Origin of the sequence: Nocardia salmonicida (assembly GCF_036142455.1) — a bacterium.
Taxonomy (GTDB): Bacteria; Actinomycetota; Actinomycetes; order Mycobacteriales; family Mycobacteriaceae; genus Nocardia; species Nocardia salmonicida.
The window spans coordinates 613,295-634,766 of record NZ_CP108014.1; the positions used below are offsets into that span (position 1 = coordinate 613,295).

The window sequence follows — 21,472 nt, forward strand, 5'->3', positions numbered from 1 at the left end:
GACGGCTCAGCACATCAGCTTGGACATCTGGTAGACGGCCGTGGCCTCTTCGGTGGTCGCGGCGGTGTCGCCGTTCTTGGCCGCCTTGATGATCGTGGCGACGGTATCGGCCTCGGACTTGCCCGCTTTGATCTCGGAGCAGGAATGGTTCAGCACCGCGGCGATGGCGGCATCGTCACGCCCCTGCGCCAGCTTCGGGAAGGCGTTGCGGTAACTCACCACGAACATGCCCGCCTTGCTGGCTTCGACCTGGAAGGTCGGCGCGGCCGTGGTGGAAGCGGTGGGGGCGCCGGCGGAGGAAGAGTCGTCGCTGCAGCCGGCCAGAAGCAGGGCGAAGACGGTGGCGCTGGCCGCGATGGCGGCGGTAGTTCTACTCACGCAGCGGGATGCTAGCGGCCCAGGAAACACGCCGCTTCCCCTGTGGTTAACGGGAAGCGACATGTTCTGGATCGAAGCGGTGAGCTATCCCGGGTTAATCGCCAGTAGATGCGCCCAATAGCTGGCCGCGTCCGGTCCGAGGATCGGCGACAGGTAATCGAAAATCAGCCACGACATACGTTCGCAAACTCCCATTTATCGACGTGAGTGCCGCACAACCCGGCAGCTGCCGAGTGCGCCGCCGCCACAGTAACAATTGCCCGCGAGGTCATGGCGTTCGTGTGTCCGGACAGCGAAAATGCGCTGGAACTCGCCGGGAACGTGAGCGAGGTCATAGAGTGATCGCCGTCGGCAGGGCTCGCTGCCACTTCCTCGGGCCCATTACATTCGATCGCGGAAGCAGGTCACATTTACATGCGGGTAGTTCGTTCCATTGTCGCCGGTGCACTGATCGCCGGAGCCGCTGCGGTTTTCGCAACGCTGGGTGCCGGTTCGGCGAGCGCGGTCGCGGTGACCCCGCTCGCAGGCGGGGTCCAGGTCGACCTCAGCCCGGCTGATACCGCCTGGGTTCATCAGTCTCGATTCGGCCTGACTGTCGCCGGTCTGCCGCACCCGTCGGCGGCCTCGTTCGGTCAGGCGCTCGACGCGGCCGCGACCGTGTCCTCCGCCGTTCCCAACGGCCGGGTCACGTTCACGGTGTACGGCCCGCTCGATCAGCTCAACGGCACCATGCTCGCCCTGAAGTAGAACTCGCTAGTCTGCGAGCTATGGACTTCGGATCACACACGACGAGTAGTTCGCAGAACCTGGGTCGGATGGCTGGTTTCCGACTCCACCAGCGGATCGTCTCGGCGCCGGTCGACTTCGGCGCCATCCGTTCCGAATTCGGACTGGCCTCGGAATATCCGGCCGAGGCAGTCTCCGAAGCCCGCGACGCGGTCGACGCGTTCGCGGGCACTCGGGTCGATCGGACCGATATCGAGTTCGTGACCATCGACCCGCCCGGCGCGCTGGATCTGGACCAGGCGCTGCATATCGAACGCACTCCCACCGGCTTCACCCTGCACTACGCGATCGCCGATCTCGGTGCGGTGATCGTGCCGGGCAGTGCTCTGGCCGCGGAGGCCGAAATGCGCGGGCAAACTTTCTATCTGCCCGACGGCACGGTCCCGCTCCATCCGACGGTGCTGTCCGAGGGCACAGCGAGTCTGCTGCCCGGCGTCGACCGGCCCGCCGCGTTGTGGACCATCGAACTCGACAATGATGCTGCGCCGCTGAGCTTTTCGGTGACCCGCGCGCTGGTGCGCTCCCGGGAGCGGTTCGATTACGCGCAGGTTCAGGCCGCTGCCGACGCGGCGACGTTGCATCCGTCGTTGCTCGCGCTGCCCGAATTCGGGCGGCTGCGGATCGAGGCGGGATTCGAACAGGGCGCCATCTCGCTGCGGTTGCCCGCCCAGGAAGTGGTTCCCGACGGTGACGGCTGGCGTCTGCAGCTGGAGCCGCGTACCGACGCCGACGACTGGAACGAGCAGATCTCGCTGCTCACCGGAATGTGTGCCGCGCGAATCATGGTGGAGCACAACGGGATCGGCTTGCTGCGCACGATGCCGGCGCCGCCGGAGAGCGCGATCGCATCGATGCGGCGTACGGCGGCGGCGCTGGGCGTGCGGTGGCCCGCCGAGATGCCGGTGGGGCGGATGCTCGCCGGACTCGACGCGAACACGCCCGCGGCGCTGGTCTTGATGTCGGAAGCTACCGGCTTGTTGCGGGGGGCCAGTTACACGCTGCTCGCCGAACTCGACGATCCGTCGCCGGAGCAGTTGACGCACAGTGCGATCGGGGCTCCGTACGCGCATGTGACGGCGCCGCTGCGACGGCTGGCCGATCGGTTCACCACCGAGATATGCCTGGCCTACTCCGCCGGGGTCGAGGTGCCGCAGTGGGTGGTGGACGGGTTGACGGGAGCCGCCGAGACGATGCGGCGCACCGACGGGGTGGCCAACAAGGTGGATCGTGCGTGCGTCGATCTGACCGAGGCCACCGTTCTCGCGCCTCGGGTCGGCGCCGAGTTCTCCGCCGTGGTTCTGCGTGATGCCAACGAGTCTCGGCCCGCCGAGATCTTCGTCAGCGAACCGCCGATCCTCGCGCGCTGTGAGGGACGGCCGCCGGAAGGGCAGACGGTCGCTGTGCGGTTGGCTGTCGCGGATCCGGGAACTCGGACGATCGGGTTCGAATACGACGGGGCCCGTTGATCGTCGGGGACTGTCAGTTCCGCACGGAGATGAAGGCCGCGGCTGCGGGGTAGTGGGAGATGGCTCGGCCCGCGGCCGCTTCTTCGGTATCGGCCAGAAGTTCGTAGACCGTGGCCGCGGGGCCGTGCGCGTGCGCGGCCACCGCCAGGATCGCTTCGCGGGATTCGACGGCGTCACGGTGGTCACCGAGCACGGATTGCAGGCGTTTGGCGCGGGTGCCGAGATCGCCTGCGTCGGAGCCGAGGACGGTGGTCGCGGCTTCGCAGGAATACCGTAACCGCTTGGCGCCCTTGCGGATGTCGTGGAGCAGTTCCACCCGGTCGGCGGGGGTGGCGGTGGGTTCGGCGAAGACCAACTTGCGCAGGCGTTCGCGGTCGCGACGTAGGACCCGGTCGAAGACGTCGGTTGCCTTGTCGCGAGCGAGTTCCGGTGCGAGTGGGGGATCGGTGCGCCAGGTTTTCAGCACTGTGCGCAGGCGACGGTAGCGCTTGGCATCCAGTGCGCTCAATACCTCGGCGTGGGCATCGGTGTAGGCCTTGCGGGACGCGCCGACCAGGGAATCGGTGATCTCGGTGGGGGCATCGTCGTAGTCCGACAGCAGGTCGGTGAACCGTTCGGCGCGGACCTCGGCGTCGCGGGCCACGCCGAGCAGGTCGGCCAGCCACTTCAGCTCCGCCTCGGTGGCGGCGGCTTCGTCGGCGTCGAAGAGCTTGCGGTAGGAGCGAAGGACGCTGCGCAGCCTGCGTGTGGCCACCCGCATCTGGTGGACCGAATCGTCGGCGTCGGCGCGGACGTCGGGCTCGGCGTCGAAGAGCCGGTCGATGTCCTCGCGTAGTGCCGCGACGACGGCTTTTCCGGCCTTGGTCGCCATGTGTCAGCCTCGCTTCCCGAACGCGTCGGTCGCCTCCACCAGGTGGTGGGTGATGCCGGGCTCGTGCGCGGTGTGCCCGGCGTCCTCGACGATGTGCAGGGTCGAGGACGGCCACGCGGTGTGCAGATCCCAGGCGCTCACCGCGGGGCACACGATGTCGTGGCGGCCCTGCACGATCACGCCGGGGATGTCGGCGATCCGATCTATGTCTCGCAGCAACTGTCCCTCGTCGAGGAATCCGCCGTGGCGAAAATAGTGGTTTTCGATCCGGGCGAAGGCGAGTGCGAAGCGCGCCTCGGCAGTTTCGGCGACCCGATCAGGTTGCGGGAGCAGCGAACTCGTCGCGCCTTCCCACGTCGACCAGGCGATCGCGGCATCGAGTGCGACCTGCGGATCGGGGGAGTGCAGCAATCGGTGATACACCTCGACGAGGTCGTCATCGCGGTGCTCGACCGGCACGGGCGCCAGGAATTTCGCCCACTCGGCCGGGTAGACATTGCCCGCGGCGCCGTTGTAGTACCAGTCGATCTCCTTGCGCCGCAACAAGAAGATGCCACGCAGCACCAGTTCGGTCACCCGCTCCGGGTGCGCTTGCGCATAGGCCAGGCCGAGGGTCGAGCCCCACGAGCCGCCGAACACCAGCCAGCGCTCGATCCCGAGATGTGCGCGCAGCAACTCCATGTCGGCGATCAGATTCGGCGTGGTGTTGGTGTCGAGGGAAGCCCCATCGGCGATGTGCGGCATGGACTTTCCGCAGCCGCGCTGATCGAACAGCACGATCTTGTACACCGCCGGGTCGAAGAAACGCCGTTGCAGGGGCCCGGTGCCCCCGCCCGGTCCGCCGTGCACGAACACCACCGGCTTGCCGTCGGGGTTGCCGCTGACCTCCCAGTACACCGACTGGCCGTCGCCGACAACGAGCAGTCCCTGCTCGACGGGCTCGATCTCGGGGTAGAGGGTGCGCATCAGAACGCCAATCCCGCGGCGAGGGAGGGCAATTCGAGGGCGGTGAGGGCCTCGGTACGCACCTCGGGGCAGCTCTCGGTGGTCGCCCGGTCGACCATCGCCTTGTCGGCGAGGATGTGCCCGTTGATGCCACCGTTGCGCAGCCCCCAGTCGTGCACCATGGCGTTGAGCGAGATCCTGCCGAGCGTCGGCCCCTGCACCCGGAAGTTCGACAGCTCCGGCCTGATCATGTCGCACAGCTGCGCGGCGGACGACGGGCTGATCGTCAGAGTCCCAGCCGGTGCGGCTGTGGTCGCCGCCGCGGCAGAGGAGGTGGTGCTGCCCGCACTGCCGGTGGAAGCCGGTGGCACACCTCCGCACGCGGTCAGGGTCGCGGCGGCGAGCGCACCCGCGATCAACAGCACAGAACGAGAATTCCAAGGGCGTCGCGGCATCGGTACCTCTGCTAGTCGAACAGTGTCGACATCGAGTCTGCCATCAGCCGCGGACAAGCACCTTTCACACGCGACGGCCGCCCCCTCGCGGGAGCGGCCGCACGGGTCGAACTTCAGAAGCTGTGTTCGGGACCGGGGAAGGTGCCCTGGCGGACCTCCGCGGCGTAAGCGGCTGCGGCGGTGCGGAGCTCGTCGCCCACGTTGCCGAAGCGCTTGACGAATTTGGCGGTCTTGCCGCTGGTGTAGCCGGCCATGTCCTGCCAGACCAGTACCTGGGCGTCGCAGTCGGCGCCGGCGCCGATGCCGACGGTCGGGATGGTCAGCTTGCGGGTGACCTGGCCCGCGATGTCGGCGGGAACCATTTCCATCACCACCGAGAACGCACCGGCTTCCTGCACGGCGATCGCGTCGGCCACCAGCTGCTCGGCGCCGTCGCCACGGCCCTGGACCCGGAACCCACCCAGGGTGTTCACGCTCTGCGGCGTGAACCCGATGTGGGCCATCACGGGGATGCCCGCGGAGGTGATCAGCGCGATCTGTTCGGCGACACGTTCGCCGCCCTCGAGCTTCACCGCGTGCGCGCCGCCCTCCTTCATGAAGCGGGTGGCGGTCGCGAGGGCCTGCTGCGGCGAGGACTCGTAGGTCCCGAACGGCAGATCGGCGACCACCAGGGCGTGCGGCGCGCCGCGTACGACGCCGCGCACGAGCGGGATGAGCTCGTCGATGGTGATCGGCACAGTGGTGTCGTAGCCGTAGACGACATTGGCGGCGGAATCGCCGACCAGGAGCACCGGGATACCGGCTTCCTCGAACAGCCGCGCGGACGAGTAGTCGTAGGCCGTCAGCATCGACCAGCGCTCGCCCTCGGCCTTCATCTGCTGCAGATGCTGGACGCGGGTCTTGCGGCGTGGTTTCTCGGCGGGGACAGCTTCGGCGGGAGCGGCACCGTAGGCAGGACTCTGCTCATCGGATACGGACATCATCGTCCCTTTCGTCTGGTTCCTCGAGGCCCATACCGGGTCCCCGGGCTTTTCTGACAATCCCAGTGTGCCACCTGCGCCCGCACGGGTTTAAGGCCCGGCGTCGGTGTGATCGGTCACATCGACGATTCGGCTACCGTGAGGCAAGCCCATTCGGGCGCATCGTGTGCGCCGCAGGGCGCGGAAAGGTGGGCCCACCGTGCAGTCTGTCCGGCTCGTCGTGCTCCTCGGCGCTGTCTCCGCGTTGATCGTCACCGGATGCGGCACCGGCGAGGACAGCACACCGCGCGCTGAGCTGCCCCCGCCGCCGTCGGGTCTGAACACCTTCTACGACCAGCAGATCAGCTGGGGCTCGTGTGAGGGCTACGGCAGCCCGGAGGACCGGGTGCCGCCCAAAACCGAGTGCGCGCGGATCACCGTGCCGATCGATTACGCGCGCCCGGACGGCCCGACCGCCCAGATCGCGCTCTCGCGGATCCCGGCCACCGGCAAGAAGGTCGGCTCGCTGCTGATGAACCCGGGTGGTCCCGGCGTCTCCGGCCTCTCGATGGTCGGCGTCGGCAACCGCACCGAACTGGCGGAGAAGTTCGATCGGGTCGGGTTCGATCCGCGCGGTGTCGGCTCGTCGCTGCCCGCGATCGTCTGCCTGACTCCGCAGCAGGCCGATGCCGAACGCGCCGAGCGGCCCACCGACAACACCCCGGCGGGCATCGCCGACGCCGAGGCCGACAACCGCGAATACGCCGACCGCTGCGCCCAGCGATCGGGTGTGGACCTGCTCGGTCATGTCGGCACCCGCGAGGTGATCCAGGACATGGATGTGATGCGGGCGGTCCTCGGTGACGCGAAGCTGAGCTATCTCGGCTACTCCTACGGCACCCGCCTCGGCTCCGCCTACGCGGAGAAGTTCCCGCAGAACGTGCGCGCCCTCGTCCTGGACGGCGCCGTCGACTCCTCGCAGGACCCCGTCCAGGAATCGCTGCGCCAAGCAGCGGGCTTCCAGGGCGTGTTCACCGCCTACGCCACCGATTGCGCGAAGAACGCCGACTGCCCCCTCGGCACCGACCCCGCCCAGGCGGTGGCCCGCTTCCGCGAGCTTGTCGGCCCACTCGAACAGACCCCGGCGCCGACCGCCGACCCGCGCGGCCTCAGCTACAACGACGCGATCACCGGCGTCCAGCAGGCCCTCTACAGCGACGAACTGTGGGAGATCCTCACCCAGGGGCTGTCCGAACTGCGCGGCGGAAACGGCGACACCCTGCTGCAACTGGCCGATATGTACGACGGCCGCCGCCAAGACGGCACCTACGCCAACACCCAGGACGCGTTCAACGCGATCCGCTGCGTCGACGATCCCCGCATCACCGATCCCGCGGTGACCGGCCGTCAGGACTCCGAATACCGCAAGGCCGCCCCGTTCCTCGACGACGGCAAGGGCACCGGCGCCGCCCCGCTGGAATTGTGCGCCGCCTGGCCGGTGCCCAACACCAGCACCCCGCATCGGGTCTCGGCCCCTGGCCTGCCGCCCACCGTCGTGGTGTCCACCACCGACGACCCGGCCACCCCGTACCAAGCCGGTGTCGACCTGGCCGCACAGCTGGGCGCCGACCTGATCACCTTCCGTGGCAATCGGCACACCGCGGCTCTCGTCGCGGGCGATCGGTGCCTCGACGACGCGGTGATCAACTACCTCGTCGATCTCGCCACGCCCGCTCCTGGTCTCACATGCTGAGAGCCAGATTTACTCACCACGCCCCGTCGTGGCCGGTGAGATGTGCGAATGATGTGACGCGATCGCAAACCCGTCTGTGTATGTAACACGGATTTAACGCCGGGTGCTTACGCTCGCCGGTATGGATCGCCAGAAGGAATTCGTGCTGCGGACGCTCGAAGAACGGGATATCCGCTTCGTCCGTCTCTGGTTCACCGATGTGCTGGGCTACCTCAAGTCCGTCGCCATCGCCCCCGCCGAGCTCGAAGGCGCCTTCGAGGAGGGCATCGGCTTCGACGGCTCGGCCATCGAAGGCTTCGCGCGCGTGTCCGAGGCGGACATGGTCGCGCGGCCCGATCCGTCGACCTTCCAGGTGCTGCCGTGGGCCAGCTCCAAGGGCCACCAGCACTCGGCCCGGATGTTCTGCGACATCGCCATGCCCGACGGTTCGCCGTCCTGGGCCGACCCGCGCCACGTGCTGCGCCGTCAGCTGAACAAGGCCGCCGACGCGGGCTTCAGCTGCTACGTGCACCCCGAGATCGAGTTCTTCCTGCTGAAGGACCAGCTCAAGGACGGCTACGAGCCGACCCCGGCCGACAACGGCGGCTTCTTCGACCAGGCCGTGCACGACGCGGCGCCGAACTTCCGCCGCCACGCCATCGACTCGCTGGAATCGATGGGCATCTCGGTGGAGTTCAGCCACCACGAGGGCGCTCCCGGTCAGCAGGAGATCGACCTGCGCTACGCCGACGCGCTCTCGATGGCCGACAACGTGATGACCTTCCGCTACCTCATCAAGGAGGTGGCGATCGACGAGGGCGTGCGCGCGACGTTCATGCCCAAGCCGTTCTCCCAGTACCCCGGCTCGGCCATGCACACCCACATGAGCCTGTTCGAGGGCGAGAACAACGCCTTCGCCGATCCCGACGACCCGAACAACCTCTCGGGCACCGCGCGCTCGTTCATCGCGGGCATCCTCGAGCACGCCCCCGAGATCAGCGCGATCACCAACCAGTGGGTCAACTCCTACAAGCGCCTGATCCACGGCGGCGAAGCCCCCACCGCGGCTTCCTGGGGCCGGTCCAACCGGTCGGCGCTGGTGCGTGTGCCGATGTACACCCCGAACAAGTCGTCCTCGCGTCGCGTCGAGATCCGTAGCCCAGACTCGGCCTGCAACCCGTACCTGACCTTCGCGGTGCTGCTGGCCGCCGGTCTGCGCGGCATCGAAAAGGGCTACACCCTGCCCCCAGAGGCCGAAGACGACGTCTGGTCGCTGACCGACGCCGAGCGTCGCGCGATGGGCTTCCGCACCCTGCCCGGCACCCTCGACGAGGCGCTGCAGGCGATGGAGCGCTCGGAGCTGGTCGCCGAGACTCTCGGCGAACACGTCTTCGACTTCTTCCTGCGCAACAAGCGCCGCGAATGGGCCGACTACCGCTCGCAGGTCACCCCCTGGGAGCTGAAGGAATACCTGAGCCTCTAAGCGTTCCAAGGTTCCCAGGCCGAAAACCCGGCGGCGCCAGCCGCTAGAGTTACAGCTATGGTCCGGCCACCGACTGCCCGCTCCGCTGTACCCGGCGTCGGCCGGCTCGGTTTACTCGAACCGACGGCGACGGCTTCACTGCGTCAGCTCGGCTGGGACAACGTCGACGGGGTGCCCGTGCTCTGGGCCCTGTCGCGTTCGCCCGATGCCGATCTGGCCCTGTGCACGCTCGTGCGGCTTCACGAATCGCTCGAAGACGCATGGCCCGAACTGGATTCGGCGATCCGATCCGACACCACGTTGCGCGGCAGGCTGTTCGGTTTGCTCGGGTCGTCGACGGCATTCGGCGACCACCTGGTCGCTGTCCCGGCCGCGTGGAAAGTGCTGCGCAAGAAGGAGCTTCCCAGCCGGGACGAGCTGATCGCCGATCTGCTCGACGCCGTCGACGCGGCCCCGGAGACCGGTCCGAACGCGGGACCGATGCTGTTTCGCGCCGGCATCGCCGGTCCCGAGGCGGTGGCGTTGTTGCGCAGCAGGTATCGCGATCAGCTGATGCTGCTGGCCGCCGTCGACCTCGCCTCCACCGTCGAGAACGAGCCGGTCCCGCCGTACCTGGTGGTCGGCAAGCACCTGTCGGATCTGGCCGACGCCGCGCTCACGGCCGCCCTGTCGGTCGCGGTCGCGCGGGTGTGCAAGAACGGCGAGCTGTCGGTCCGGCTCGCGGTGATCGCGATGGGCAAATGCGGTGCGCGAGAACTGAATTACGTCAGCGATGTCGACGTGGTGTTCGTCGCCGAACCGGCCGACGCCACCGCGACCCGGCTCGCCGCCGAGATGATGAGCGTGGCCAGCTCGGCCTTCTTCGAGGTCGACGCCGCCCTGCGCCCCGAGGGCAAAGCGGGCGCCCTGGTGCGCACCCTCGATTCCCACCTCGCCTACTACAAGCGGTGGGCGCGTACCTGGGAGTTCCAGGCGCTGCTGAAGAACCGGCCGATGACCGGCGACATGGAACTCGGCCGCCAGTACCGCGACGCCCTGATGCCGATGGTGTGGACCGCCTCCGAACGCCCCGACTTCGTCGCCGACGTCCAGGCGATGCGTCGCCGCGTGGAGGACCTGGTCCCCGCCGACATGCGCGAGCGCGAGCTCAAGCTCGGTGCGGGCAGCCTGCGCGATGTCGAATTCGCCGTGCAGCTACTGCAATTGGTGCACGGCCGGGTCGACGACGCACTGCACGTCACCAACACCGTCGAGGCGCTGGCCGCACTCGCCGCGCGCGGCTACGTCGGCCGCGAGGACGCCGCCAACCTCACCGCCTCCTACGAATTCCTGCGCCTACTCGAACACCGCCTGCAACTGCAGCGGCTCAAGCGCACCCACACGCTGCCCGCCGCCGACGACGAGGAGGGCATGCGCTGGCTCGCCCGCGCCGCCCACATTCGCCCCGACGGCCGCCAGGACGCGGTCGGCGTGCTCGACACCGACATCCGCCGCAACGCCGTGCGGGTGCGCCGCCTGCACGCCAAACTGTTCTATCGCCCGCTGCTGGACGCGGTCGCCCGGATGGACTCCGACGCCCTGCGCCTGAGCCCCGATGCCGCCGTCCGCCAGCTCGCCGCCCTCGGCTACGGCGCCCCTGCCAACGCGCTCGGCCACCTCAAAGCCCTCACCGGCGGGGTCTCGCGCAAGGGTCGCATCCAGGCGCTACTGCTGCCGACCCTGCTCGAATGGCTCGGTGACACACCGAATCCCGACGCGGGCCTGCTCGCGTACCGCCGGGTCTCCGAGGGTCTCGACGACCAGATCTGGTTCCTGCGTGAACTGCGTGACGAAGGCGCCGTCGCCCAGCGCCTGATGATCGTGCTCGGCTCCTCGGAGTACCTGCCCGACCTGCTGATCAACGCGCCCGACACCATCCGCATGTACGCCGACGGGCCCGGTGGTCCGCAGCTGCTCAGCACCAACCCCGAAGACGTCGCGCGCGGCATGCAGACCGCGGCCGCTCGCTACGACGACCCGAAACGCGCTGTCGCGGCGGCACGTTCACTGCGTCGCCACGAACTCGCCCGGGTCGCCTCGGCCGACGTGCTCGGCATGCTCGACGTGCCGCAGGTGTGCGCGGCGCTGTCGTCGGTCTGGGTCGCGGTGCTCGAGGCAGCACTGAGCGCGGTCATTCGCGCTTCGGAGGCCGAACGTGGTGGGCCTGCGCCCGCCGACTTCGCGGTGATCGGCATGGGCAGGCTCGGCGGCATGGAACTGGGCTACGGGTCCGACGCCGACGTGCTGTTCGTCTGCGATCCGCGCCCCGGTGAGGACGAGGCCACCGCCGTGAAGTGGGCCAACGGGATCGCCGAGCAGGTCCAGCGGCTGCTCGGCGCACCGAGTGTCGACCCGCCGCTGCAGGTGGACGCGGGCCTGCGCCCCGAGGGCCGCAACGGGCCCCTGGTTCGCACGCTGGCCGCTTATCAGGCTTACTACGCGCAATGGGCTCAGCCGTGGGAGGTACAGGCGCTGCTGCGCGCCCACCAGGTGGCGGGCGATCAGGATCTGGGCGTGCGCTTCCTGCACGTGATCGACCCGATCCGCTATCCGATCGGTGGGGTGTCGGAGGAATCGGTGCGCGAGATCCGCCGCATCAAGGCCCGCGTGGACGCCGAACGCCTGCCGCGCGGCGCCAATCCGTCCACCCACACCAAACTGGGTCGCGGTGGTCTGGCCGACATCGAATGGACCGTCCAGCTGCTGCAACTGCGCCACGCGGACGAGGTCCCCGCACTGCACAACACCTCGACCCTGCAGGCGCTCGACGTGATCGAGGCCGAAGGGATCCTCGAATCCGAGGACGTCGCGTTGCTGCGCGAATCCTGGATCACCGCGACCGCCGCCCGCAACGCCCTCGTCCTGGTCAAGGGCAAACCGACCGACCAGCTTCCCGGTCCCGGCAAACTGCTGTCGGCGGTCGCCCGGGTAGCGGGCTGGCCCAACGACGACGGCAGCGAATTCCTCGACACCTACATGCGCATCACCCGGCGCGCGAAAGCGGTCGTCGAGCGTGTCTTCGGAGCCTGATTCCGCGCGGCTCAGGCGTTACGCGGCGCGGCCGTCGACAGTTCGGAACGGCTCACCGAGACGAGCCTGCCGTGATGCAGCACGACGCGGTCTACCGGTGCGCAGGCCATCGCGTCCTCGAGGTTCAGCGCGCGAATCGCCAGCAGATCGGCCTGCGCGCCGACCTCGACACCGGCGACCGGAAGCCCGATGACGTCGCGGGCGCCCGTACTCACCGCGCGATAGGCCTCCCGCGGAGTGAGGTGCGCGGCCGTCACCAGCAGCATCGCCGTTTCCATCGCGTCGCTGCGACCCATCGGGTTATACGGGTCGCGTACGTTGTCGGCGCCTGCGGCGAGCCGGACGCCCGCGTCGAGCAACGCGCGGGTCGCGGTGATGCCGCGTGGCGTCGCGGTGGCGTGGTCGCGACCTTGCAGGTAGAGGTTGGTGATCGGCAGGGTGACGATCCCGATGCCCGCGGCCTCTACCGAACCGACTACGCGCGCTAGGGTTTCGGGGTCGAGCATCCCGAGGCTCACACAGTGGCTCGCGGTGACCGGCAGCGTCCAGCCACGGACCGTGTGAGCCAGTTCTTCCAGCGTCAGCATAGTGGGATCGAGCCGCTCGTCGGTGTGCATGTCGACACCCACCCCGCGAGCCAGAGCGACCGCGAGCAGGCGCTGAAGATTTCCGCTGGGGTCCGGTGTCTGGTGCGGATGCCCGCCGACGAAGTCGACGCCGAGATCGATCGCCTCGTGCAGGGCATCGTCGCCGACCACATAGGGCGTCAACGCGACGAGCTGGATGTCCATCAGATCGGCGAGTTCGTCGCGCACCGAGACGAGCGCGCGTACGCCGCGCAGTGGGTCGTCACCACGCAGCAGGTTGACGTGGGTGCGCACGGCCGTTGTTCCGTTGGCGAGCAGGCGCAACGCCGCACGGCGCGCGCGATCGGCGATGCTCTCGACCGTCAGGTGCGGGGTGTGCTCCTCCCACGCGCGGATCGCGGCGCCGAGATCGCCCATGGGCGGCCGGATCTCGTCGAACGACAGTGCCTTGTCCAGGTGGGCGTGTGGTTCGGCCGGTGCGGTGAGCAGCAGGTGGCCGGTGAGATCGAGGTCGCGGTCGCCGGGCGTCGCCGCGGTCGCGGATGTCACCGCGGTGACGACGCCGTCGGCGACTTCGACGTCGACTACGCGGCCGTCGGGTAGTCGCGCGTTGCGCAGTGCGGGGACAGGCAGGCCGTCGGCGCGACGCAGGGTGCCGGACCAGGGCTGTAGAGCGGTGTCGAGCATGGATGGCTCCGGTGGCTAGTGGGTGAAGTCGCGCTTTCTGATCGAGCAGTGCACGCCCTTGACGAGGTCGACGACCTGCGTCACCGAGAAGTCGCCCGCGGCACTGAGATACAGGTACGCGTCGGTCGGTGTCATCCCGGTGTAGGAGGAGAGGAACTCGACGGCGAGCCGGGCGCAGTGCCGCATGGCGACGTCGAGGTCGGCGTCCATCCCGAGCACCACCCAGTGGTCGTCCGTTTCGACGAACGGGAACGAGGCATGCTGGGGCAGGCCCGAATTCACGACCGTGAGCCGGGCGGTCGCCCGCAGCGACCCCTCCAGGGCGGTGAGGGCGATCTCGCCGTTGCCCTGCGCGAAGTGCGGGTCGCCGAGATAGAAGCCCGCGCCGTCGACCTGCACCGGCAGGAACAGCGATGTTCCGGCGACGATCTCGCGGATATCGATGTTCCCGCCGAATGGCCCGGGCGGAATTGTGCTCAATGCCGCACTGCCCGAGGGAGTTACCCCGCACAGGCCCATGAACGGCGCGAGTTCGATCGAGGCCTGCCCGCCGTCGAATCCGAACACCGCGGAGGTGCCGGGCTCGTCGAGCGCGCAGAACTTGCTCAGCACCGCCACCGCGCCTCCATCGGCACTGCGCGGCAACAGTTCCGGCAACGCCCCACGTTGGTGACGGCTCGAAATGATGCCGTAGGGAACGCGGGGAGTGAGATCGAGGAAATCGACGCGCAGCCAGTCACCCGGTCGCGCCCCGCGAACGTGGATCGGGCCGAGCACGATATGCGGACCGAGCGGAACGGCCATCCGGTGTAGGTCCGACCCAGCCAGCTCGACGGCGTCGGGCAGTACCGCGTTCGCGGCGATACCGTACTGCTCGAAATAGGCAATCGGGTCCCGACCCTGGTCCTCCATCAACCCCTCCTGGGAGACGGTGTCGAAGGTGACCGTGTCGCCGCTGTCGATGGTGAGCACGGCGGGGGAGTTCGGCGTGGGCAGGGTTCCCCAGCTGACGGTGTCCGGCGTGCACCACAGGTAGTGGTCCGCGGAGCCAGGATCGATACCCGCCGTGAGTATTTCGCTCATAGGCGGTCGGCCGATGCGGCGCGGTGCTCGTGCCAGCCGCCCGCCGCGGTGATCTCGCGCACGGAATCGTCGCCAGCCGGCAGGCGCCTGCACACCATGCTCAGCGAGCCGCGGCCGTCCTCCAGTTCGATGACCGACAGTTCGAGCTCGGCGGGCTCGCGCGGCAGCAGTTGATCGCGCAGTTCCCGGTAGGACACCTCGTAGATCTCGCCGGGCACGCACCAGCCACCCTCGGAAACCGGTGCGAGACCGGGGAATACGTCATCGAAGTCGAAGAATCGGTAGACCGGCGCGGTGCGGACCCGGCCGACGAAGCGGGCGGAGGCGAGCGCGTCGTGCAGTTGCCCGCCGCGCATGGCCTGGCCGTTGACGAACATGCGGACGGTGTCATCGGACATGGTGGAGCTCCTCATCTACAGAGTGGTGTTGCCGGGCCCACGCAGCGCGTGGATGCGCGCGGCGGTGATGGCGCGCTCGACATCACCGCTGGACAGGTCATCCAGCAGCGTGCGGTGCTGTGAAATCGGCTCGTGCCCTGGCTGCTGGACATAGTCGTCGGTCGGGTAGAGGAACGCTTGGCGCTCCAGGAACGACGAGGTGACCGGCGTGAACGCGGCCCGATTGACGGCCATGTGGAAGGCGAGATGGGCCATCGAATACTGCGCACTTCCGACACCGTGTTCGCGCAGCGCTTCGGCCAGCGGGTCGAGGAGGCCGTAGAGCGAATCCCAGTCGACGGTCTCGGTTTTCGCGCTGATCATCCTGGCGGCCACCTGGTCGAACGCGACCCGCAGTTCGTGCAGTTCGGCTCGCGCGGCCGCGTCGACCTCGACGACGACGAGTTGCCCGCGGCGCACCCGCTCCACGAGACCCTCACTGGTCAAGCGCTGCAACGCTTCCCGGATCGGGGTACGACTCACCTGGAGCTCGTCGGCGATCTGTTCCTCGGTCAGCCGGATGCCGCCCGCGTACTCGCCCGTCGTGATCTGTTGGCGCAGATAGCGATACACGCGTTCGCGCAGACTGGTCGGCTCGCTGCCGCGTGCCGTGCCGAAGGTCGTCACTGCGACCTCGCTTTCAGCAGCGCCGCCCGGCAGGCGTTGGTGGCCCGCTGCATGAACGTTCCCGACATCACGTTCATACCGGCCTGCAGTGCGGCGATCTGCAGGGCGGAGACCCGGTTGTTCAGATCGAAGTAGCTGTTCCCCGGCGCGGTGAGCGCGGCGAAGTCGAAGGCGAACGGTCGGTCCTCCGACACGTCGGTCTCACCCCAGGTGGTGGTGTTGACGAGCAGGGTCGGCGCGTCTTTCGCGAAGAGCCCGGCGAGTTCGCCGGGGGCCACGGTCTCCGCGGCGAAGCGGTCGGCCCAGCCTGCCGACGCGTCGGCATTGCGGGCGCTGCCGACCAATCGTGTTGTCGGCCAAGCACGTCGGGCCGCCAGTGCCACCGAATTCGACGAGCCACCCGAACCGAGCACCACGATCGAGGTCGGAACCTGCCCGCCGAGCAGGGTTTCCATCGCCGCTTGCGCGGCCCAGCTGTTGGTGTTCACCCCGACCGTCGCGCCGCCGCCACGCACCACCGTGTCGACAACGCCGGTGCGGGTGGCCGAAGCGGTGAGCTCGGTCAGGTGCGCGCCCAGCTGCTGTTTCCACGGGCTCAGGACCAATGCCAGATCCCAGGAATCGTCGCCGACCAGCTCGGTCGGATTCGCGAACGGCAGCGTCCGGTCGACCGCGACTTCGTAACGTGCCAGCGCGTCGAGTAGCAAGGTGCCCCGCAACGCGTGCGGCGCCGTGGTCCCGATGCCCGCGATCACCGCGGGCGAGGTGGCCGCGGTCGATGGCGTCGGCACTTCGGCGAGGCAGTGCGTCACGGCGTTGCGCAGGGTGGCCGCCCCGTCGCCGCCCTCGCTGAGCAGGGTTGTCTGATGATCGCTCACGCGTCTCCCTCGGTCATGTGTGTGCGGAAAAGTCGTGCGGTCACGGCGCGACGGTGTGCGCGGCCCGGACGGGGACGACCTGGCGCCCGGTCGGCGTTCCGATGATGTCACCCTTCTCGAAGACCAACCGGCCGCGCAGGTACGTGGCGATCACCGACCCGACCAGCGGCCACCCGTGGTACGGGCTGACATTGTGCTTGGAATGCAGGGCCGCCGCGTCGAGCACGGATTCCGCGGTTGGATCGACCAGCACGAAATCGGCGTCGAAACCCGGCGCGATCTGGCCCTTGTTCGCCATCGACCACCGCTGGGCGGGCCGGTATGAGCACAGCCGCACGATGTCCTCGACGGTGAGTTTGCCCTCGGCGGCGGCCGTGAGCAGCAGCGGCAGCATCGTTTCGACCCCGATGAAGCCACCGTAGGCCTTCCACACGTCTTCCTCGGCCTGTTCAGCGGCGGTGTGTGGTGCGTGATCGGTGGCGATGATGTCGACGTCACCGCGCGCGATGCCTGCCCATAGCGCGTCGACGTCACGGGCGGGGCGGATGGGCGGGTTGAGCTTGATCAGGTTGCCGTAGGTCTCGTACCCCTCGTCGTCGATGAACAGATGCGCGACAAGCGCTTCGACGCTCACCTCGTGGCCCTGGGCACGCAGATCCATCACTCGCTGCAGGCCGACCGCAGTGGACAGGTGGTGGATGTGCAGCTTCGTGCCCGCCTCGGTCGCCATGGTGATGATCCGGGTGACGGCTTCGACCTCGACGAACGCGGGTCTGCCCTCCAGATGCGCGCGCGGGTCCTTGCGTCCCGAAGCCTGTAGGCGCTCGCCGAACATTCGCAGCAGGTGGTCGTTCTCGGCGTGCACCCCGACGACCAGATCCATTGCCGCCGCGGCTTCGAGACCACGGAAGATGGCCGCGTCGTTCGGGCAGCGATTGTCACCGGTGGTCTGGCCCATGAACAGCTTGAATCCCATGGCGCCGAGTTCGGCCATGCCCGCGATCTCGTCGGCGTTGTCGTGGTCGAGCATCCCGTAGAGCCCGAAGTCGACATAGGCCTTGTCGCGCACCAGTTCCAGCTTCTGGCGGTAGCGCTCGGCGGTAGCGACCGGCGGCTTGGTATTGGGCATGTCGACAACCGTGGTCACACCGCCGGCGGCGGCGGCCCGGGTGCCGCTGGCGAAGTCTTCCTTCTCGGTCATTCCCGGCTCGCGCAGGTGGACGTGCATGTCGACCAGGCCGGGCAGCAGAAGCAGACCCGTCGCGTCCACGGTGCGGACGCCATCGGTGGCGAGTTGTTCGCCGACCGCGGCGATCCGGCCGTCGCGGATGGCCACATCGTGGCGGCGCCTGCCGTCGTGGGAGACGACGGTCGCGCCGGTGACGACGCAGTCGAAGGGGGCGGGTGTGGACATTCGTTGTCCTTTCGGTTCGGTGGATCGAGGGTCAGGCGAGGGTGAGCTCGGGGTTCTCCTGGTACACCTCGCGGATCGGCCCCAGCTCGAACAGGTCGTCGGCGGACAGTTTCAGTCCACCCGCGGCGATGGCGGCGATGTTCGCGGCGGCGGCTTCGTCGGAGACGGTGAGGATCTGCTGGCCCGGTTTGCCGTTGCGGATGAGTTCGTTGCCCGCCAGACAGCACTGGTAGGTGCTCTGCGGGTTGAGGTTCAGGGTCTTGCCGTACTCGGTGACGGTGAGGTCGGCGGCACGCTGCGGATCGGCGAGAACGTCGGTCCACCCACGGATCTCGGCCTTCAGGAACGCCTTCAGCTTGGCGCGGTTGTTGTCGATGTTGTCCTGGGTGGTGATGTAGACCTGACCGACAAGGGGGAAGCCGACGTCGGCGAGCAGCATTGTCCTGATGTCGAATCCCTTGGCGCGCAAGTCGACGACCTGGCTGTTGATGAACCCGAGGTAGCCGTCGATCTCGCCTGCGGTCATTCCGATGGGATCGCCTTGCACCGGAACTGTTTTGATGCGTGAGCTGTCGAGGCCGAGTGCGGCGACGAAGTTGCGCCACACCGGTTCGCTGGACGACGCGCAGCCGATAGTCTTGCCGTACAGGTCCTCCGGGGTGTTGATCGGCTTGGTGCCCATCGACATCACGCAGCCCGCGTAGCGCTGATAAACCGCGCCGACGATCTTCAGTGGCGCGCCCTTGGCGACCGCCGAGCCGACGATCGGCACCTGTGAGACACCGGCGAAAGTCCTGGAAAGCACGTCGGATTCGATGGGCGGCGCCGTCGGCCCACCGGCGACGAGTTCAGCGCCGGAGAAGCCGGCCTGGGTGTAGTAGCCGAACTTGTCGGCGAAGTAGCTGCCCGCGAACTGGGTGTTCTTGATCCAGGCCAGGCGCTGGGACGCGACGCCGAAGCCGGCGCCGGAACCGGATTCGGCACCGCTGGACACACAGCCCGACAGCACGGTCGGCGCCGCGAGGGCGAATCCGCCGACGGCGAGGCCACGGGTGAGGAACTTTCGGCGGTCGAACTGAGAGGACATGGTGCTCCGATGGTCGAGAAGGTGACGGGAGGGCGCGGTCAGCGGGCCGCGCGCATACGGGATCCGACGGCGTCTTCGACGACGGAGACGAGCTGGTAGATGACGACGCACACCACGGTCAGGACGACGACCGAGGACCACAGGCGCGCGAACTGGAATTCGTTGGCGTCCCTGAGCATCTGGCCGCCGAGACCCTCGCCGGTCGCCAGCCACTCGGCGAGCAGCGCACCGACCACCGAGGTGGTGACTGCGACCCGACCCGCCGTAAACCACGTCGGAACAGCATGCGGCAGAGACACTTTGAAGAATGTCGCGATCCGTGAGCCGCCGAACGCGGTGATCATGTCCAGGTCGGTGCGCGGGGTCGACCGGATGCCGTGCAGCATCGTCAGCAGTGCGGGAACCACCACGATCGCGGCGCCGACGACGGCGGTGCCGAGCGCGCCGCGTCCGAAGATCAACACCAGGATCGGGCCGACGGTGACCATCGGGACGGCATGCATCGCCGTCACGGTCGGCACGAACATCGACTCGACGGTGCGCGAGAAGTAGAAGACCAGCGAGATCACCGCGGCGAGGAACATCCCGAGGACGAAGCCGTAGGAGGCATCGATCAGGGTCCGCACGAGGTCGGCGGTGATCGCCGAACGATTCGCCGCCGCTTCGGATTCGGTGAACAGGTAGTGCCAGACATCGCTGGGCGATTTGGCGACGAACGGGCTCACGTTCACCAGCCGCAGAAACACTGTCCAGACGGCCACGATGGCTACGCCCGCGCCTGCGAAGGTGATCAGCGTGCGCGCGAGGCTGCGCGCGATGGCGTTCGAGGTCATCGGGTACCTCCCGAGGAGCTGGGCGCCCACGGGGTCGCCAGGCGTTCGACACCGGCGACGAGGGCGAAGGCGATACCGGCGAGCAGGCTGCACACCAACGTGATGCCCCAGGCCCGCACGACCTCACTCGACTGCTGCGCGACGACCAGCGCGGCGCCGAGTCCGCGTTCCTGGCCCATGAATTCGCCGATGATGGTGCCGAGCACCGCGGCGGGTACCGCGATCTTCAGCGAGGTCAGGATGTAGGGGAGCGCGGACAGGAACTGGACCTTGCGCAGGATCAGCACGCGGCCGCCGCCGTAGGCCCGGATCAGATCCTCGCCCGCGGGGTCGGCCCGGCGCAGCCCGTTGACCGTGCCGACCAGCGTCGCGAAGAACACCGACACCGCCGCCATGATCGCCGAGGTGGCCGGCCCGTTGAAGCAGGCCGCGAGGATCGGCGCGATCGCGATCAGCGGGATACAGGCCGACGCGATCCCGATCTGCAGCACCAGCTTCTCCAGCGCGGGCACGGTCATCACCAGCGCCGCACAGGCGATCGCGGCGAGATTCCCCCAGAAGTACCCGACGGTCGCCGAGGTGAGCGTGACGGGCAAATGGGTGCTGTAAAAGGCCGTGCCGTCGGCGACGAGTCCACCGACGATCGCCACCGGAGCGGCGATGGCGGGCCCGAGAACGCCGGTCATGCCGACGAGTTGCCAGACCGCCAGCACGATCGCAGTGCCGAGCGGTCCGAGATACCGCCTGGCGCTCATCGGGCCGGCTCCAGGTTGTCCACTGCGGCCATGTCGGTGCCGAACAGGATCGAGGACAGCAGATCCACGTATTCGTGAAATGCCGTCGTGCGCATCATGGCGGGCGTGCGTGGGCGTGGCAGGTCGATATCGACGACTTTCTGGACGCGACCCGGCCTCGCACTCATCACGACGACCTTGTCCGAGAGGAATACCGCCTCGGAGATGCCGTGGGTGACCATCAGTGTGGTGGCCGGTCGCTCGGTCCAGATCCGCAGCAGTTCGATGTTGAGGTTCTGGCGGGTCATGTCGTCGAGCGCGCCGAAGGGTTCGTCCAGCAGCAGCACCCTCGGTTTGACGACCAGTGCTCGCGCGATCGCGACGCGCTGGCGCATTCCGCCGGAAAGCTGTGTGGGACGGGCATTCTCGAACCCGGTGAGGCCGACCAGGTCGATCAGATCCTGAATGGCGAGGTCGTCGGAGCGGTGACCGGCGACCTCCAGTGGCAGTCGGATGTTCGTGCGCACCGACCGCCACGGCAGCAGCGCGGCGTCCTGGAAGGCGATGCCGAGATGATGGTGTTTGCGCATGTCGACAGGGGTTTCGCCGTGGACGAGTGCGGTCCCCGCGGTCTGGGTCTCCAGTCCGGCAAGAATGCGCAGGATGGTGCTCTTGCCGCATCCGGACGGGCCGAGCAGAGTGACGAATTCTCCTTCGTCGGAATGGATGTCGACGCCGTCGAGGGCGGTGACCTCCTTGCGGCCGACCTCGAAGGTCTTCGTGAGGCTGCCGATATGGATTCCTGGCGCGGTGGGCGGGACCATGCGAGCTCCTAGAGGGAAGGAAGTCGAATCTGTATCCAAGTTTGGATCCAAACTCGTATCCAGGAATCTAGAGCTCGTTTATTTCCGTGGAGTGACGTGCTGACACGACTGGGTTACCGTCCGCTCACCGGGTCCGG

General features: G+C 68.1%; 20 protein-coding genes. 5 read left to right on the plus strand and 15 right to left on the minus strand.

The genetic code is table 11. The annotated features are described in order from the left end of the window. Window positions 1-6 precede the first annotated feature (6 nt). Window positions 7-378: a hypothetical protein gene (locus OHS03_RS03130; protein ID WP_062991551.1), complete on the minus strand. Its 372-nt coding sequence runs from the start codon at window positions 376-378 to the stop codon at window positions 7-9. A gap of 414 nt (window positions 379-792) precedes the next feature. Here OHS03_RS03130 and OHS03_RS03135 point away from each other — a divergent pair, with 414 nt between their 5' ends. Continuing rightward, window positions 793-1,125 carry a hypothetical protein gene (locus tag OHS03_RS03135; protein ID WP_056821111.1) on the plus strand — a complete coding sequence of 111 codons (333 nt, stop codon included), beginning with the start codon at window positions 793-795 and terminating at the stop codon, window positions 1,123-1,125. A gap of 68 nt (window positions 1,126-1,193) precedes the next feature. Next, a complete protein-coding gene (locus tag OHS03_RS03140) occupies window positions 1,194-2,630 on the plus strand; it encodes an RNB domain-containing ribonuclease (RefSeq protein WP_328660633.1) in 1,437 nt (478 codons plus the stop codon). Between the two features lie 13 nt (window positions 2,631-2,643). On the opposite strand, the gene OHS03_RS03145 is transcribed toward OHS03_RS03140, so the two are convergent. The 4 genes from OHS03_RS03145 to panB all read right to left on the minus strand — a co-directional run bounded on the left by OHS03_RS03145 (window position 2,644) and on the right by panB (window position 5,881). Then, window positions 2,644-3,501, minus strand: coding sequence for a CHAD domain-containing protein (locus tag OHS03_RS03145; protein WP_328660635.1), 858 nt, complete (start codon window positions 3,499-3,501; stop codon window positions 2,644-2,646). 3 nt (window positions 3,502-3,504) lie between these two features. After that, entirely contained in the window at window positions 3,505-4,467 is a 963-nt protein-coding gene (gene pip, locus OHS03_RS03150) for a prolyl aminopeptidase (RefSeq protein WP_328660636.1), read from the minus strand. Further along, complete coding sequence (locus OHS03_RS03155) at window positions 4,467-4,871, minus strand: hypothetical protein (protein WP_255284813.1); 405 nt, start codon at window positions 4,869-4,871, stop codon at window positions 4,467-4,469. The genes pip and OHS03_RS03155 overlap by 1 nt, the downstream gene beginning before the upstream one ends. 143 nt (window positions 4,872-5,014) lie before the next feature. Continuing rightward, complete coding sequence (gene panB / locus OHS03_RS03160; protein ID WP_328660638.1) at window positions 5,015-5,881, minus strand: 3-methyl-2-oxobutanoate hydroxymethyltransferase; 867 nt, start codon at window positions 5,879-5,881, stop codon at window positions 5,015-5,017. Between the two features lie 199 nt (window positions 5,882-6,080). Here panB and OHS03_RS03165 point away from each other — a divergent pair, with 199 nt between their 5' ends. The 3 genes from OHS03_RS03165 to OHS03_RS03175 all read left to right on the plus strand — a co-directional run bounded on the left by OHS03_RS03165 (window position 6,081) and on the right by OHS03_RS03175 (window position 12,144). Next, entirely contained in the window at window positions 6,081-7,613 is a 1,533-nt protein-coding gene (locus tag OHS03_RS03165) for an alpha/beta hydrolase (protein ID WP_328660640.1), read from the plus strand. Between the two features lie 121 nt (window positions 7,614-7,734). Next, on the plus strand, window positions 7,735-9,075 hold the full coding sequence (glnA, locus tag OHS03_RS03170; RefSeq protein ID WP_062991563.1) for a type I glutamate--ammonia ligase: 1,341 nt from the start codon (window positions 7,735-7,737) through the stop codon (window positions 9,073-9,075). A gap of 57 nt (window positions 9,076-9,132) precedes the next feature. After that, window positions 9,133-12,144 (plus strand): bifunctional [glutamine synthetase] adenylyltransferase/[glutamine synthetase]-adenylyl-L-tyrosine phosphorylase, encoded by a 3,012-nt coding sequence (locus OHS03_RS03175; RefSeq protein ID WP_328660642.1) that lies wholly within the window; start codon window positions 9,133-9,135, stop codon window positions 12,142-12,144. Between the two features lie 11 nt (window positions 12,145-12,155). Here OHS03_RS03175 and OHS03_RS03180 read toward each other — a convergent pair whose 3' ends face one another. Genes OHS03_RS03180 through OHS03_RS03225 form a run of 10 tightly spaced genes read right to left on the minus strand, consistent with a single transcriptional unit; the run spans window position 12,156 to window position 21,335 of the window. Then, window positions 12,156-13,418, minus strand: coding sequence for an amidohydrolase family protein (locus OHS03_RS03180; RefSeq protein WP_328660644.1), 1,263 nt, complete (start codon window positions 13,416-13,418; stop codon window positions 12,156-12,158). A gap of 15 nt (window positions 13,419-13,433) precedes the next feature. After that, entirely contained in the window at window positions 13,434-14,501 is a 1,068-nt protein-coding gene (locus OHS03_RS03185; RefSeq protein WP_328660646.1) for an acetamidase/formamidase family protein, read from the minus strand. Further along, complete coding sequence (locus OHS03_RS03190; protein WP_200950515.1) at window positions 14,498-14,899, minus strand: allophanate hydrolase-related protein; 402 nt, start codon at window positions 14,897-14,899, stop codon at window positions 14,498-14,500. The genes OHS03_RS03185 and OHS03_RS03190 overlap by 4 nt, the downstream gene beginning before the upstream one ends. A gap of 15 nt (window positions 14,900-14,914) precedes the next feature. Continuing rightward, window positions 14,915-15,565: a GntR family transcriptional regulator gene (locus OHS03_RS03195; protein WP_056821090.1), complete on the minus strand. Its 651-nt coding sequence runs from the start codon at window positions 15,563-15,565 to the stop codon at window positions 14,915-14,917. After that, window positions 15,562-16,443: a hypothetical protein gene (locus OHS03_RS03200; protein WP_056821089.1), complete on the minus strand. Its 882-nt coding sequence runs from the start codon at window positions 16,441-16,443 to the stop codon at window positions 15,562-15,564. Before OHS03_RS03200 ends, OHS03_RS03195 begins: the two co-directional genes overlap by 4 nt. Before the next feature lie 40 nt (window positions 16,444-16,483). After that, the gene (gene allB / locus OHS03_RS03205; RefSeq protein WP_056821087.1) at window positions 16,484-17,857 is read right to left on the minus strand and encodes an allantoinase AllB; all 1,374 of its coding nucleotides are present in this window, start codon (window positions 17,855-17,857) and stop codon (window positions 16,484-16,486) included. A 31-nt stretch (window positions 17,858-17,888) separates the two neighbouring features. Continuing rightward, window positions 17,889-18,944, minus strand: a complete 1,056-nt coding sequence (locus OHS03_RS03210) for an ABC transporter substrate-binding protein (protein ID WP_328660649.1) — start codon at window positions 18,942-18,944, stop codon at window positions 17,889-17,891. Window positions 18,945-18,982: 38 nt separating this feature from the next. Beyond that, entirely contained in the window at window positions 18,983-19,777 is a 795-nt protein-coding gene (locus OHS03_RS03215; protein ID WP_328660651.1) for an ABC transporter permease, read from the minus strand. Then, window positions 19,774-20,532, minus strand: a complete 759-nt coding sequence (locus OHS03_RS03220; RefSeq protein WP_056821083.1) for an ABC transporter permease — start codon at window positions 20,530-20,532, stop codon at window positions 19,774-19,776. The genes OHS03_RS03215 and OHS03_RS03220 overlap by 4 nt, the downstream gene beginning before the upstream one ends. Continuing rightward, entirely contained in the window at window positions 20,529-21,335 is an 807-nt protein-coding gene (locus tag OHS03_RS03225; RefSeq protein WP_328660653.1) for an ABC transporter ATP-binding protein, read from the minus strand. Before OHS03_RS03225 ends, OHS03_RS03220 begins: the two co-directional genes overlap by 4 nt. Window positions 21,336-21,472: the final 137 nt, after the last annotated feature.